At 62.4% G+C, this 13,752-nt stretch carries 12 protein-coding genes; 6 read left to right on the forward strand and 6 right to left on the reverse strand.

Annotation, left to right across the window (positions count from 1 at the left end):
• Positions 1-8 precede the first annotated feature (8 nt).
• Positions 9-725 carry an LrgB family protein gene (locus tag AC0J41_RS22900; protein ID WP_007960614.1) on the reverse strand — a complete coding sequence of 239 codons (717 nt, stop codon included), beginning with the start codon at positions 723-725 and terminating at the stop codon, positions 9-11.
• Positions 725-1,087, reverse strand: coding sequence for a CidA/LrgA family protein (locus tag AC0J41_RS22905; protein WP_025108683.1), 363 nt, complete (start codon positions 1,085-1,087; stop codon positions 725-727). Before AC0J41_RS22905 ends, AC0J41_RS22900 begins: the two co-directional genes overlap by 1 nt.
• 180 nt (positions 1,088-1,267) lie before the next feature.
• Between AC0J41_RS22905 and AC0J41_RS22910 the strand changes: the two genes are divergently transcribed.
• From AC0J41_RS22910 to AC0J41_RS22920, 3 genes are all read left to right on the forward strand, one after another.
• A complete protein-coding gene (locus tag AC0J41_RS22910; protein WP_025108682.1) occupies positions 1,268-1,723 on the forward strand; it encodes a MaoC family dehydratase in 456 nt (151 codons plus the stop codon).
• A 111-nt stretch (positions 1,724-1,834) separates the two neighbouring features.
• Complete coding sequence (locus tag AC0J41_RS22915) at positions 1,835-3,562, forward strand: C13 family peptidase (RefSeq protein ID WP_473013678.1); 1,728 nt, start codon at positions 1,835-1,837, stop codon at positions 3,560-3,562.
• A 27-nt stretch (positions 3,563-3,589) separates the two neighbouring features.
• A complete protein-coding gene (locus tag AC0J41_RS22920; RefSeq protein ID WP_473013679.1) occupies positions 3,590-4,231 on the forward strand; it encodes an oxidoreductase in 642 nt (213 codons plus the stop codon).
• 107 nt (positions 4,232-4,338) lie between these two features.
• On the opposite strand, the gene AC0J41_RS22925 is transcribed toward AC0J41_RS22920, so the two are convergent.
• The 4 genes from AC0J41_RS22925 to AC0J41_RS22940 all read right to left on the reverse strand — a co-directional run bounded on the left by AC0J41_RS22925 (position 4,339) and on the right by AC0J41_RS22940 (position 8,674).
• A complete protein-coding gene (locus AC0J41_RS22925; protein WP_025108679.1) occupies positions 4,339-4,623 on the reverse strand; it encodes a YceK/YidQ family lipoprotein in 285 nt (94 codons plus the stop codon).
• The gene (gene ubiX / locus AC0J41_RS22930) at positions 4,616-5,263 is read right to left on the reverse strand and encodes a flavin prenyltransferase UbiX (protein WP_473013680.1); all 648 of its coding nucleotides are present in this window, start codon (positions 5,261-5,263) and stop codon (positions 4,616-4,618) included. The genes AC0J41_RS22925 and ubiX overlap by 8 nt, the downstream gene beginning before the upstream one ends.
• Positions 5,260-6,609 (reverse strand): UDP-N-acetylmuramate:L-alanyl-gamma-D-glutamyl-meso-diaminopimelate ligase, encoded by a 1,350-nt coding sequence (gene mpl, locus AC0J41_RS22935; protein WP_473013681.1) that lies wholly within the window; start codon positions 6,607-6,609, stop codon positions 5,260-5,262. The genes ubiX and mpl overlap by 4 nt, the downstream gene beginning before the upstream one ends.
• A gap of 157 nt (positions 6,610-6,766) precedes the next feature.
• Positions 6,767-8,674, reverse strand: coding sequence for a sigma-54-dependent Fis family transcriptional regulator (locus AC0J41_RS22940; RefSeq protein WP_473013682.1), 1,908 nt, complete (start codon positions 8,672-8,674; stop codon positions 6,767-6,769).
• A gap of 301 nt (positions 8,675-8,975) precedes the next feature.
• Between AC0J41_RS22940 and exaC the strand changes: the two genes are divergently transcribed.
• The 3 genes from exaC to AC0J41_RS22955 all read left to right on the forward strand — a co-directional run bounded on the left by exaC (position 8,976) and on the right by AC0J41_RS22955 (position 13,749).
• Positions 8,976-10,496: an acetaldehyde dehydrogenase ExaC gene (exaC, locus tag AC0J41_RS22945; protein WP_473013683.1), complete on the forward strand. Its 1,521-nt coding sequence runs from the start codon at positions 8,976-8,978 to the stop codon at positions 10,494-10,496.
• A 297-nt stretch (positions 10,497-10,793) separates the two neighbouring features.
• On the forward strand, positions 10,794-12,164 hold the full coding sequence (eat, locus tag AC0J41_RS22950) for an ethanolamine permease (protein ID WP_333990926.1): 1,371 nt from the start codon (positions 10,794-10,796) through the stop codon (positions 12,162-12,164).
• Positions 12,165-12,354: 190 nt separating this feature from the next.
• A complete protein-coding gene (locus tag AC0J41_RS22955; RefSeq protein ID WP_473013684.1) occupies positions 12,355-13,749 on the forward strand; it encodes an ethanolamine ammonia-lyase subunit EutB in 1,395 nt (464 codons plus the stop codon).
• Positions 13,750-13,752 lie beyond the last annotated feature (3 nt).

The following is a 13,752-nucleotide window of genomic DNA, read 5'->3' on the forward strand; positions in this document are numbered from 1 at the left end:
ACATTTCCTTAGACCACCATCGACACCGCCAACGGCAGGAACACCGCCGTGGCCACGCCCATCAAACTCATCGCCAGCGCCGCGAAGGCGCCGCACTCATCACTTTCCTGCAGCGCCACCGAGGTGCCGACTGCGTGCGCGGTCATGCCCAGCGCCATGCCGCGCGCCTCGGGGCTGTGCACCCCGAGGCGGGTCAGCAGCGCCGGCCCGAAGATCGCGCCGATCACCCCGGTGATCAGCACAAACACCGCCGCCAGCGCCGCGACACCACCGATCTGCTCGGCCACCAGCATGGCAATCGGCGAGGTCACCGACTTCGGCGCCATGGTCATCAGAATCATGTGCTCGGCACCGAACCACCAGCCCAGCAACACGCCCATGCCGGTGGCGACTACGCCACCTATCACCAGCGTAGTAAAAATCGGCCAGAACAATTGGCGGATACGCTTGAGGTTGAGATACAGCGGCACCGCCAGCGCCACGGTCGCCGGGCCCAGCAGAATGCTGAGGATCTCGGTGCTCTTGCGGTACTCGGCGTAGGTCAGGCCGCAGCCGACCAGCACGCCGATCACCAACAGCATGGAGACCAGCACCGGTTGCAGAAAGATCCAGCGGGTTTTCTCGAACGCCGCCAGCACCAGTTGATAGGCCCCCAGCGTGATGCCGATACCGAACAACGGATGATGGATCACCGAGGCCCACGCGCCTTGCCAGTCAAAGAGCATCAGGTGTCCTCCGAGTGCGGCGCGTGACGCTTGACCATGCGCTGCATCAGCACCCCGGCGAAGGCCATCGACAGGATCAACGACAGCACCAGCGCGCCGACAATCGCCCAGAAATCGGCGGCAATGTCGCTCGCATACACCATCACACCCACTGCCGGTGGCACCAGCAGCAACGGCAGATAGCGCAACAGGCTGCCGGCCGCCAGGTTCAGTGGCTCGCCGACTTCACCGCGAATGATCAGAAACACCAGCAACAGCAGCAGGCCGATGATTGGCCCCGGCAGCACCGGCAACAGCAAATGGTTGAGCGCCGTGCCGAGCAGTTGGAACAGCACCAGCATGGTCAGGCCACGTAACAACATCAGACATCTCCCCCCGCAAGTCGCCGGCATTATAAGCACGCCTGCGCTATGGATCGGCATTCGCCAAAAGCATGGCAGGTTGACCGGAGCAAATCGCCATGTTGATCTACAGTGGTTCGCAGGGCGGTCAAATCCCCCACCTGAAAAACTATAAAACCGATGAACCCAAGGAGAGTCTCAATGCCCTATGTTCCAGTTGCAGAGCTCAAAGATTATGTCGGCAAGGAACTCGGACGTTCCGAATGGCTCACCATCGATCAGGAGCGTATCAACCTGTTCGCCGAAGCCACCGGGGATTATCAGTTCATCCATGTTGACCCGGTCAAAGCCGCGCAAACGCCATTTGGCAGCACCATTGCCCACGGTTTCCTGTCGTTGTCGCTGATCCCCAAACTGATGGAAGACATCCTCGTGCTGCCGCAAGGCTTGAAGATGGTGGTCAACTATGGCCTGGACAGCGTGCGCTTCATCCAGCCGGTGAAGGTCAATTCAAAAGTTCGCCTGAAGGTCGATCTGGCCGAAGTGAGCGAGAAGAAACCCGGACAATGGCTGCTCAAGGCCACTGCCACGCTGGAGATAGAGGGCTCGGACAAACCGGCCTATATCGCCGAGCCGTTGTCGCTCTGCTTCGTTTAAGCCTCTGGATGCGAAACAGCGCACGCTGTTTCGCATCAGCGCTGTTTTTACCGGCTGTATAAGGTCACATAGCTGCGGCATACTCGGTCGCCTAATTGCCCGGATCCCGCTATGCGCCCACTCGCTTCCCTTGCACCCCTTGCCCTGACCCTGATGCTCACCGCGTGCGGCGACGGCGAATCGCTGCTGCCTCCGGATGCGCGTCTGCCGGACGGCGGACGCTATCGCGGCGAACTGGTCAACGGCTTGTTGCAAGGCCAGGGTCGCGTCGACTACCCCAACGGCAGTTGGTACGCCGGGCAGTTCGACAAGGGCCAATGGCATGGCCAGGGTGAGTGGCACGGCAGCAATGGCGAGGTCTATCGCGGCCAGTTCCAGCAGGGCCTGTTCGATGGCCAGGGCAGCCTGACCACCAACGCCAGCAGTTACACCGGCGGCTTCAAACAGGGGCGGCGCGACGGCGAAGGTACCCTCAAGGAAAACGCCATGACCTACCGTGGCGAGTTCAAGGCCGACCAGTATTCCGGGCTGGGCCGTCTGGAAATGGACGACGGCAGTTCGTATCAGGGCCAGTTCACCCACGGCAAACCCAACGGCGAAGGCCAGCGCGGCGACGCCAGCGGCAATTCGTTCAGCGGCCATTTCGTCAACGGCCAGCTTGAAGGCAATGGCACCTTTAACAGTGCCGACGGCGACATCTATGTCGGCGGTTTCAAGAACAGCCAGTTGCACGGCAAGGGCCGCTATGAAAACGCCGATGGCGACGTCTGGCTCGGCCAGTTCAAGGAAGGCGCGCTGACCGGCAAAGGCGAATTGATCGGCGCCGACGGCAGCCATTACATCGGCTACTTCAACGACTGGCGCTTCAGCGGTCAGGGCCGTTTGAACCTGTCTGACGGCAGTTTCTACATTGGCGAGTTCGACAGCGACAGCTACGCCGGGCGCGGCACCCTGGTGCTGACCGATGGCACCGTGCTCAGCGGCACCTGGATCAACGGCCAACGGGTACGCGACGCCGACGGCAAACTGTTGCCCGACACCCTCGAACTCGGTCTGCTGGCCCAGGGCCGCCTGCTTGATAATGCGCTGGCCGCCGTGCCCGCCTCGACACCAGCGGTGGAGCTGTACACCCTGACCCTCGGCGGCGACGGCAAGCAAAGCGTGTTCCTGCGCGAGTCCGATTACGTCGCCAACATGCTCACCACGCGCTTCGGCGCCTATGGCCAGATTCGTCTGGTCAACCATCGCGACCACCTTGTCGACCGGCCGATGGCCACCCGCGAAAACCTGCGCCGTGCCGCGCAGACCCTGGCCGAGCGCAGCGGCCCGGAAGACCTGATCTTCATCTACCTGACCAGCCACGGCACCGCCGAACACGAGCTGGTGCTCGACCAGCCGCGCATGGAGCTGGCCGACCTGCCCGCCGACGAACTCGCTGCAGTGCTCGCGCCGCTGAAGAATCGCGACAAGGTGATTGTGATTTCATCGTGCTACTCCGGCGGTTTCATCCCCGCGCTGAAAGATGAGCGCACACTGATCATGACCGCCTCGCGTGCCGATCGCGTGTCGTTCGGCTGCTCGGAAGAAGCCAACTTCACTTACTTCGGCGACGCCCTGTTCGCCCAGGCGCTGAACCAGACCGACGACCTCGAACAAGCCTTCAAACTGGCCAAGGCCACGGTTGCCGAGCGTGAACTGGCAGACAACTTCGAAGCCTCGGAGCCGCAGATCTGGGCACCGAAAACAGTGCTGGCACACTGGCAACTGCTGCGCAAACAGCAGGCAAGAAAAGCTTTGCAAAGTGCTGCATTGAACGACGGAGCGACAAACAGCAACTAAGCTGAACAGTATCAAGGGAGAGACACTATGTACTTGACGCCTCAGCACGTATTGCTTGCCGGAGCCACCGGTTTGACCGGTGAACACCTGCTCGACCGCTTGCTCAACGAGCCAACGATCACCCGCGTGCTCGCCCCTTCCCGCCGGCCACTGGCTGAGCATCCGCACCTGGAAAACCCGGTTGGCGACCCACAGGCGTTTCTGCCGCAACTCAGTGGTCGCGTCGATATCGCCTACTGCTGCCTCGGCACCACCATCAAGCAGGCAGGCTCGGAAGCGGCGTTTCGCGCGGTCAACCTGGACATGGTGGTGGCGTTCGCCAAACGCGCCCGGGAGATGGGTGCACGGCACCTGATCGTGATCAGTGCGCTGGGCGCCGATCCGAAATCATCGGTGTTCTACAACCGCGTCAAGGGCGAAATGGAAGAGGCGTTGCGCGCCCAGGACTGGCCGCAACTGACCATCTGCCGGCCGTCGCTGCTCCTGGGCGACCGAACCGAACCGCGCCTGGGCGAACAACTGGCCGCGCCGTTTTCCAAGCTGATTCCCGGCAAGTACCGCGGCATCGAAGCCTGCCAACTGGCCCGGGCGATGTGGCGGCTTGCGCTGGAAGAACAGGATGGAGTGCGGGTGGTCGAGTCGGATGAGCTGCGCAAGCTCGGCAAGTAAGCTATAGCGCCTGGAAGAAAGCTTTCGCGAGCAGGCTCGCTCCCACATTTGCACCGCGTACCGCTGTGGGAGCGAGCCTGCTCGCGAATGGAGTGCAAAGCACTCCCCTACAATCCGCCAGTCGCCTGAAACCCCACGCCAATCACCGTGAGCAAGGACAACGGCAGCAACAGCGTATCGAGCAACGCACTGGCCGGCAGGTCCACTCCCGGATAGCCCGGCGCCTCAGCCCCGAACCGGTCCATCGCACAGCACCCGCCATTCATCGCGTACAAATCCAGCCGCGTCCCGGAGTACACCACCGGCGCGCCGGGTTTGGCTGCATCCAGCGTTCGCGCCGTGGCGCAGCCAGTCAGTTGCAACGCCAGCACAATCGTCAGCAGCTTATTCATCGCTGCTCAGATGATGCTCGCCCCAACGCGGCAGCATGTCCTGAGGAATGCCCAGCAGATTGAGGATCCGTGCCACGACAAAATCGATCAGGTCATCGATGGTCTGTGGCTGGTGATAGAAACCCGGCGAGGCCGGCAGGATGGTCACGCCCATGTTCGACAGCTTGAGCATGTGCTCCAGATGAATGCTCGAATACGGCGCCTCGCGTGGTACCAGAATCAGCTGGCGGCGTTCCTTGAGTGTCACGTCCGCAGCCCGTTCGATCAGGTTGTTGCAGGCACCGGTGGCAATTGCCGACAAGGTGCCGGTGGAACACGGCACCACGACCATCGCCGCTGGCGCGCCGGAGCCCGAGGCCACCGGCGACATCCAGTCTTCCTTGCCGTACACGCGGATCTGCCCGGCAGCCGCCCCGGTGTACTCGGTAAGGAAGGCCTGCATCATCTGCGGCTTGGGCGGCAGCGAGACGTCGGTCTCGGTGGCCATCACCAATTGCGCAGCCTTGGAGATCAGGAAGTGCACTTCGCGATCTTCGCGCACCAGGCAATCGAGCAGGCGCAAACCGTACTGCGCGCCAGACGCGCCGGTCATGGCCAGCGTGATGCGTTCCGGGCCACCGTCCCGGGAATGCGTGTTCATTGCAGCGCCTCGGCGAGTTTGCCGTGCAGGCCGCCGAAGCCGCCGTTGCTCATGATCACCACGTGGGTGCCGGGCTGGGCCTGGCTCTTCACGCGCTCGATGATGCCTTCGAGCGAATCGCTGACGATCGACGGCACCGTGCACAGCGCGGCGGTGCCGGCCAGATCCCAGCCGAGGTTGGCCGGGGCGTACCAGATCACCTGATCGGCATCATTCACACTTTCCGGCAAACCGTCGCGGTGCGCGCCGAGCTTCATCGAATTGGAGCGTGGTTCGATGATCGCGATCAGCGGTGCGTCGCCGATGCGTTTGCGCAGACCATCCAGCGTGGTGGCAATGGCCGTCGGGTGGTGGGCGAAGTCGTCATAGATGGTGATGCCGCGCACTTCGGCGACTTTCTCCATCCGGCGCTTGACGTTCTTGAATGCGCTCAATCCGGCGATGCCCATCGATGGCACCACACCGACATGCCGCGCGGCCGCCAGAGCAGCCAGGGCGTTGGCGACGTTGTGCTGACCGGTCAGCTCCCATTCGACGGTGCCTTGGGACACGCCTTCGAACATCACTTCGAACGCCGAACCGTCATCCTTGAGCAACTTGACCTGCCACTGACCACCGGCACCGGTGGTTTGCACCGGGGTCCAGCAGCCCATTTCGATCACGCGCTGCAAGGCAGGCTCGGTCGTCGGGTGAATCACCAGACCTTCGCTCGGGATGGTCCGCACCAAATGGTGGAACTGCCGCTCGATCGCCGGCAAATCGGGGAAGATATCAGCGTGATCGAACTCAAGGTTGTTGAGGATCGCAGTGCGCGGGCGGTAGTGGACGAACTTCGAACGTTTGTCGAAGAACGCGCTGTCGTATTCGTCCGCCTCGATCACGAAGAACGGCGTGCCGCCCAGACGCGCGGACACCGAGAAGTTCTGCGGCACACCGCCGATCAGGAACCCCGGGCTCATGCCGGCGTGCTCCAGCACCCAGGCGAGCATGCTGCTGGTGGTGGTCTTGCCGTGCGTACCGGCGACCGCCAGCACCCAGCGACCTTGCAGCACGTGATCAGCCAGCCACTGCGGGCCGGAGACGTACGGCAGGCCTTTGTTCAGCACATATTCCACCGCCGGGTTGCCGCGGGACATGGCGTTGCCGATCACCACCAGATCCGGTGCCGGATCGAGCTGAGCCGGATCGTAGCCTTGGGTCAGTTGAATGCCCTGGGCCTCAAGCTGCGTGCTCATCGGCGGATAGACGTTGGCGTCGGAGCCCGTCACGTGATGGCCCAGCTCTTTGGCCAGAACCGCCATCGAGCCCATGAAAGTCCCGCAGATACCCAGAATATGAATGTGCATAGTCGACCTCGTAAAACATGGCCGCAGGTTAGCGTAGGGTGGGGAAAATCGCACCTTGTGTTTCGCCTGCGCCGACGCCTTCGCGAGCAAGCCCGCCCTCACAAGGTCGGCGCCAACCCTGTGGGAGCGAGCCTGCTCGCGAATGGCGCGACTCGGTTCAGCGGGTGATCGCGTGTTTACGCAGCTTTCTATAGAGGGTGTTGCGACTGACGCCGAGCTGCTGCGCGGTCTGAGTCATGTGCCAGTGTGTCTGCTGCAGCGCGTTGAGCAACGCCAGACGTTCGGCATCCTCCAGCGGATGCTCGGATTCAGGCGTTTTCAGCTCCAGTGGCGGCCGCACCTGGCGAATCATTGCCGGCAAATCCCCCAGCCTGATCCGTCCGTCATCGCACAACGCCGCCAGCGTACGCAGGACATTGCGCAACTGGCGCACGTTGCCCGGCCAGTTGAAGGCCAGCAACGCCTGGCGTGCCGGTTCATCGATCACGATCACCTCCCCACCCGCCTCCTCGGCCAGCAGGAAATCCAGCAATTGCGACTTGTCGCTGCGCTCGCGCAACGCCGGTAGTGCAACTTCGAGACCGTTGAGCCGGTAATACAGATCTTCGCGGAAGCTGCCGTCCTCGACCCGTTCCAGCAGATTGCGGTGCGTGGCGCTGATGATCCGCACGTTGACCGCTTCTGGCTCGCCACCGATCGGCACTACCTGGCGGTCCTCCAGCACCCGCAACAAACGGGTCTGCAGCGCCAGCGGCATGTCACCGATTTCATCGAGAAACAGCGTGCCGCCATCGGCCTGCTGCAACTTGCCGCGCATGCCGTCCTTGCGCGCACCGGTGAAACTGCCGCCGCGATAACCGAACAGTTCGCTCTCGATCAGGCTCTCGGGAATCGCCGCGCAGTTAAGGGCGACAAAGGCTTTGTTGGCGCGCTGGCTGGCGTGATGCACAGCCTTGGCGAAGGCCTCCTTGCCGGAGCCGGTTTCGCCATTGACCAGCAGCGGCACGTCGCGCTCGAACACGCGCAGTGCCTTGCGAAAATCGGCTTGCAACGCCGCGTCGCCGAGACAAATGCCCGCCAGAGGCTGAGCCTTGGCCACCACCGGGGCCGGCGTGATCGGCTGCGGTTTGCGCGATTCGCCGCGCAGCAAGGCAAACAGATGCCGGCCATCACGGGTGCGCAGCGGCCAACTGGCGCTGGCATTGGCGCTGGCACGGCCGAGCAGTTCGTCCAGCGAGCAATCGAAAAACGCTTCCACCGGTTTGCCGAGCAAGCCACCACGAATATGCCCCAGCAGATTCAGCGCACTCTGGTTGACCGCACTGATCCGCCCGTCTCCATCAAATGCCAGCAACCCTTCGCTGAACAACCCGACGGACTCGGCCTGCAAGTGAAAACGCAGCAGCCACTGGTTATCGAAGCAACGCAGGAAATAGCAGCTCTCGATCATCTTCGCTGACAGGTTGACCAGCGCCATGGTGTGGAACTGGCTCTGGCGCGAGACATCGTGGCGCGCCGAGGACACATCGAGCACCGCGAGCAATTCGCCGTGCGGGTCGAACACCGGGCTCGCCGAGCAGGTCAGCCCGGTGTGACGGCCGCGAAAGTGTTCGTCCTGATGAATGGTCAGCGCCTGGCGCTCGACCAGACAGGTGCCGATGCCGTTGGTACCTTCGCAGGCTTCGCTCCAGTCGGCGCCAAGCCAGAGCCCGGCGCGCTCGAAAATCTTGCGTTCGGCCGGCGCGGTGACGCAGTTGAGGATCACCCCGCGCGCGTCGGTCAGCAACACCGCATGGCCGGCGCCGGACAGTTGTTGGTGCAGGCTGCTCATTTCATTGCCGGCAATCTGTAACACTTGTTGCAAGCGCTCGCGGCTTTCAAGGACGCGCCCGTGTTCAAGCACGGTGGGCGCCATGGTCAGGGCCGGGTCGAGGTGATAGTCCTCAAGACAGCGCAGCCACGAACGTGCAATCGACGGGTCGGCACCGGGCCCGTGCAGGTGCGGTTTGCCCTGAGTAACGGTGAGAACCTGTTGGGCATGGCGACTCAAATGGTTGTCGTGCATTTCTTATTATTCTCCCCGAGGCTCGATGGCCCAATGCTGAGGTGACGCCCAGCATCCTCCAGCCGCCCCGGCATTGCAATGCTGGCGAGACCACTCGGTCACAGGCTGTGCCAGAAGCGGTACAAACTGTCACCCAGCCTGTACCGAAACCGTCACGCCGCGAATCCGCCCGTCCGACAAAAACCACGCAAGGCCTTGATCTGCCTGCCCTGTACGGCAGTGGCCCGACCTTTGCTCTACGCTTATAGCAAGCGCACTTGCGCGTTTCTCTAATAAGTACAAAGCCAAGGAGAACATCATCATGCGTTACGCTCACCCCGGTACTGAAGGCGCCAAAGTCTCGTTCAAGAGCAAGTACGGTAACTACATCGGCGGCGAGTTCGTCGCGCCTGTCAAAGGTCAATACTTCACCAATACCTCGCCAGTGAATGGCCAGCCGATTGCCGAATTCCCCCGTTCCACTGCCGAAGACATCGACAAGGCACTGGACGCCGCCCACGCCGCTGCCGACGCGTGGGGCGCGACCTCGGTGCAGGCGCGCTCGTTGATCCTGCTGAAAATCGCCGACCGCATCGAACAGAACCTCGAATTGCTGGCAATCACCGAAACCTGGGACAACGGCAAAGCCATCCGCGAAACCCTCAACGCCGACATCCCGCTGGCTGCCGACCATTTCCGCTACTTCGCTGGCTGCCTGCGTGCCCAGGAAGGCAGCGCTGCCGAAATCGACGGCAACACCGTGGCCTATCACATCCATGAACCGCTGGGCGTGGTCGGCCAGATCATCCCGTGGAACTTCCCGCTGCTGATGGCCGCATGGAAACTCGCCCCGGCGCTGGCTGCCGGCAACTGCGTGGTGCTCAAACCTGCCGAGCAAACCCCGCTGGGCATCTGCGTGCTGATGGAGCTGATCGGTGATCTGCTGCCACCGGGCGTGCTCAACGTGGTGCAAGGCTTTGGCAAAGAAGCCGGCGAAGCGCTGGCCACCAGCAAACGCATCGCCAAGATCGCTTTCACCGGCTCGACCCCGGTCGGCTCGCACATCATGAAATGCGCCGCCGAGAACATCATTCCATCGACCGTGGAGCTGGGCGGCAAATCGCCGAACATCTTCTTTGAAGACATCATGCAGGCCGAACCGACCTTCATCGAGAAGGCCGCCGAAGGGCTGGTGCTGGCGTTCTTCAACCAGGGCGAAGTGTGCACCTGCCCGTCCCGCGCACTGGTGCAGGAATCGATCTACGACGAATTCATGCAGGTGGTGATGAAGAAAGTCCTGCAGATCAAACGCGGCGACCCGCTGGACACCGACACCATGGTCGGCGCGCAGGCGTCCGAGCAGCAATTCGACAAGATCCTGTCGTACCTGGAAATTGCCAAGGGCGAAGGCGCCGAGCTGCTGACCGGCGGCAAGGTGGAAAAACTCGAGAGCAATCTGGCGACCGGGTATTACATCCAGCCGACCCTGCTCAAGGGCACCAACAAGATGCGCGTGTTCCAGGAAGAAATCTTTGGCCCGGTGGTGAGCATCACCACCTTCAAGGACGAAGCCGAAGCCCTGGCGATTGCCAACGATACCGAGTTCGGCCTTGGTGCCGGCCTGTGGACCCGTGACATCAACCGCGCCTACCGCATGGGCCGTGCGATCAAGGCCGGTCGCGTGTGGACCAACTGCTACCACCTGTACCCGGCGCATGCCGCGTTCGGCGGGTACAAGAAGTCCGGCGTCGGCCGTGAAACCCACAAGATGATGCTCGATCACTATCAGCAGACCAAAAACCTGCTGGTGAGCTACGACATCAATCCGTTGGGCTTCTTCTAAAAACCTGGGCAACACAGATGACTCTGTGTTGCCTGTTCAATCGCCTTCGCGAGCAAGCCCGCTCCCCCAGGGGACTTGCTTCGGGCCACATTGTTGGACATCCAATGTGGGAGCGGGCTTGCTCGCGAAGGCGTCCTCAATGACAGATCACACAAGGCCTGGCCGCTCTGGCACGGCCCTTGCGTACCCGTCATTCAGGTTTTTACCGAAAACTGCCGCTGCGTGAACAGCATCCCTCCACCCAACCGCTGCACCCGAAAGTCCAACAGATCGAACAATAAAAAACAGAGAGGACTTATGACTTCCACCACACAGCTCAAACCCACACTCGGCACCCTGCACCTCTGGGGCATTGCCGTCGGCCTGGTGATATCCGGCGAGTACTTCGGCTGGAGTTACGGCTGGGGCACTGCGGGCACCCTCGGGTTTCTGGTCACGGCGCTGATGGTCGCGACCATGTACACCTGCTTCATCTTCAGCTTCACCGAACTGACCACCGCGATTCCCCACGCGGGTGGGCCGTTTGCCTACAGCCGTCGGGCCTTCGGCGAGAAAGGCGGGTTGATCGCCGGCATTGCCACCCTGATCGAATTCGTTTTTGCACCACCGGCGATCGCCATGGCGATCGGCGCCTACCTCAACGTGCAGTACCCGGAGCTTGATCCGAAGGTCGCGGCGGTCGGCGCGTACTTCGTGTTCATGACCCTGAACATCCTCGGCGTCAGCATCGCCGCGACCTTCGAACTGGTGGTCACCGTGCTGGCGGTCGCTGAATTGCTGGTGTTCATGGGCGTGGTCGCACCGGGCTTCAGCTTCAGCAACTTCGTGCTCAACGGCTGGTCGGGCTCCAACGAGTTCACCATGGGCTCGATCCCCGGGATCTTCGCGGCGATCCCGTTCGCGATCTGGTTCTTCCTTGCCATCGAAGGCGCCGCCATGGCGGCCGAAGAAGCCAAGGACCCGAAACGCACGATCCCCAAGGCGTACGTCAGCGGCATCCTGACCCTGGTGTTCCTCGCCATCGGCGTGATGGTGATGGCCGGTGGCGTCGGCGACTGGCGCCAACTGTCGAACATCAACGATCCACTGCCGCAGGCGATGAAAGCGGTGGTCGGCAACAACTCCTCGTGGATGCACATGCTGGTGTGGATCGGCCTGTTTGGCCTGGTGGCGAGTTTCCACGGGATCATCCTCGGCTACTCGCGACAGTTCTTCGCCCTCGCCCGCGCCGGTTATCTGCCGAAAAGCCTGGCCAAGCTGTCACGTTTCCAGACCCCGCACCGGGCGATTCTGGCCGGCGGCGTGATCGGCATCGCGGCGATCTACAGCGATGGCCTGGTCAATCTGCAGGGCATGACCCTGACCGCTGCGATGATCACTATGTCGGTGTTCGGCGCGATCGTGATGTACATCATCAGCATGCTCAGCCTGTTCAAACTGCGCAAAACCGAACCGAACCTGGAGCGCACCTTCCGCGCCCCGGGCTACCCGGTGGTGCCGGCGATTGCGCTGTTCCTGGCGGTGGTGTGCCTGGTGGCGATGGCGTGGTTCAACACGCTGATCGGTTGTGTGTTCCTTGGCTTCATGGCCGCTGGCTACCTGTACTTCCAGCTGACCGCCAGGCAACGCGCCGAAGCCCCGGCAGACGCTATGCTCGAAGGTATCTAGTTGCACCGGCACCGGGCCCGACGCCCGGTGCCCGCCATATAGAAGTGCATGAAGATCCAGTGTGGGAGCGGGCTTGCTCGCGAATGCGGTGTGTCATCCAGCAACCATGTCGTCTGACACGACGCCTTCGCGAGCAAGCCCGCTCCCACAGGGGACCGAGTTATCCACAGAATCAGGAGGACACCGCCCCATGGCCACATTTGCCCATTCCGTCGGCGCCCAGACCTATCGCTTCGACAGTCTCAAGGACGTCATGGCCAAGGCCAGCCCGGCGCGCTCCGGGGACTTCCTGGCCGGCGTCGCCGCGCTCAATGACGGCGAACGCGTGGCCGCGCAAATGGCGCTGGCCGACATTCCGCTCACGCATTTTTTGCAGGAAGCGCTGATTCCCTACGAAGCCGATGAAGTCACCCGATTGATCATCGACACCCACGACAAGCAAGCCTTTGCCGTGGTCAGCCACCTCACCGTCGGTGGTTTGCGCGACTGGCTGCTCAGCGATGCAGCCGACGAAACCAGCCTGCGCAACCTCGCCCCCGGGCTGACCCCGGAAATGGCCGCCGCCGTGTCGAAGATCATGCGCGTGCAGGATCTGGTGCTGGTGGCGCAGAAGATCCGCGTGGTCACCCAATTCCGTGGCACCCTCGGCCTGCGCGGGCGCCTGTCGACCCGACTGCAACCCAACCATCCGACCGACGAACCCTCCGGTATCGCCGCGAGCATTCTCGACGGCCTGCTGTACGGCAACGGCGACGCAATGATCGGCATCAACCCGGCCACCGACAGCATCGCCTCGATCTGCGCGATGCTGGAGATGCTTGACGCGATCATCCAGCGCTACGACATCCCGACCCAGGCCTGCGTGCTGACCCACGTCACCACCTCGATCGAAGCGATCAACCGTGGTGTGCCGCTGGACCTGGTGTTTCAGTCGATTGCCGGTACCGAAGCGGCCAACGCCAGTTTCGGCATCAACCTCAACGTATTGCAGGAAGGTTATGACGCGGGACTGAGCCTCAAACGCGGCACCCTCGGGCAGAACCTGATGTATTTCGAGACCGGTCAGGGCAGCGCGCTGTCGGCCAACGCCCATCACGGTGTCGACCAGCAGACCTGCGAAACCCGGGCCTACGCCGTGGCGCGGCATTTCAAGCCGTTTCTGGTGAACACCGTGGTCGGCTTCATCGGCCCGGAATACCTGTACAACGGCAAACAGATCATCCGCGCCGGCCTCGAAGACCATTTTTGCGGCAAGTTGCTCGGCGTACCGATGGGCTGCGACATCTGCTACACCAACCACGCCGAAGCCGACCAGGATGACATGGACACCCTGCTGACCCTCTTGGGTGTCGCCGGGATCAATTTCATCATGGGTATCCCTGGCTCCGACGACATCATGCTCAACTACCAGACCACCTCGTTCCACGACGCGCTCTACGCGCGCCAGACCCTCGGCCTGAAACCGGCGCCGGAATTCGAGCAATGGCTGGCGAACATGGGCATCTTCACCCAGGCGGACGGCAAGGTTCGCTTTGGCAACAACCTGCCGCCGGCCTTCCGCCAGGCGCTGGCGCAACTGGGATGAGTG

The sequence above is a fragment of the Pseudomonas sp. Arb-4-2C genome (assembly GCF_055755015.1).

Coding starts and splice junctions, on each gene's coding strand:
- AC0J41_RS22955 (WP_473013684.1), top strand. CDS start 12,355: ATGGCCACATTTGCCCATTCCGTCGGCGCCCAGACCTATCGCTTCGAC.
- AC0J41_RS22925 (WP_025108679.1), bottom strand. CDS start 4,623: ATGAATAAGCTGCTGACGATTGTGCTGGCGTTGCAACTGACTGGCTGC.
- AC0J41_RS22920 (WP_473013679.1), top strand. CDS start 3,590: ATGTACTTGACGCCTCAGCACGTATTGCTTGCCGGAGCCACCGGTTTG.
- AC0J41_RS22900 (WP_007960614.1), bottom strand. CDS start 725: ATGCTCTTTGACTGGCAAGGCGCGTGGGCCTCGGTGATCCATCATCCG.
- eat (WP_333990926.1), top strand. CDS start 10,794: ATGACTTCCACCACACAGCTCAAACCCACACTCGGCACCCTGCACCTC.
- AC0J41_RS22910 (WP_025108682.1), top strand. CDS start 1,268: ATGCCCTATGTTCCAGTTGCAGAGCTCAAAGATTATGTCGGCAAGGAA.
- AC0J41_RS22915 (WP_473013678.1), top strand. CDS start 1,835: ATGCGCCCACTCGCTTCCCTTGCACCCCTTGCCCTGACCCTGATGCTC.
- AC0J41_RS22905 (WP_025108683.1), bottom strand. CDS start 1,087: ATGTTGTTACGTGGCCTGACCATGCTGGTGCTGTTCCAACTGCTCGGC.
- mpl (WP_473013681.1), bottom strand. CDS start 6,609: ATGCACATTCATATTCTGGGTATCTGCGGGACTTTCATGGGCTCGATG.
- exaC (WP_473013683.1), top strand. CDS start 8,976: ATGCGTTACGCTCACCCCGGTACTGAAGGCGCCAAAGTCTCGTTCAAG.
- AC0J41_RS22940 (WP_473013682.1), bottom strand. CDS start 8,674: ATGCACGACAACCATTTGAGTCGCCATGCCCAACAGGTTCTCACCGTT.
- ubiX (WP_473013680.1), bottom strand. CDS start 5,263: ATGAACACGCATTCCCGGGACGGTGGCCCGGAACGCATCACGCTGGCC.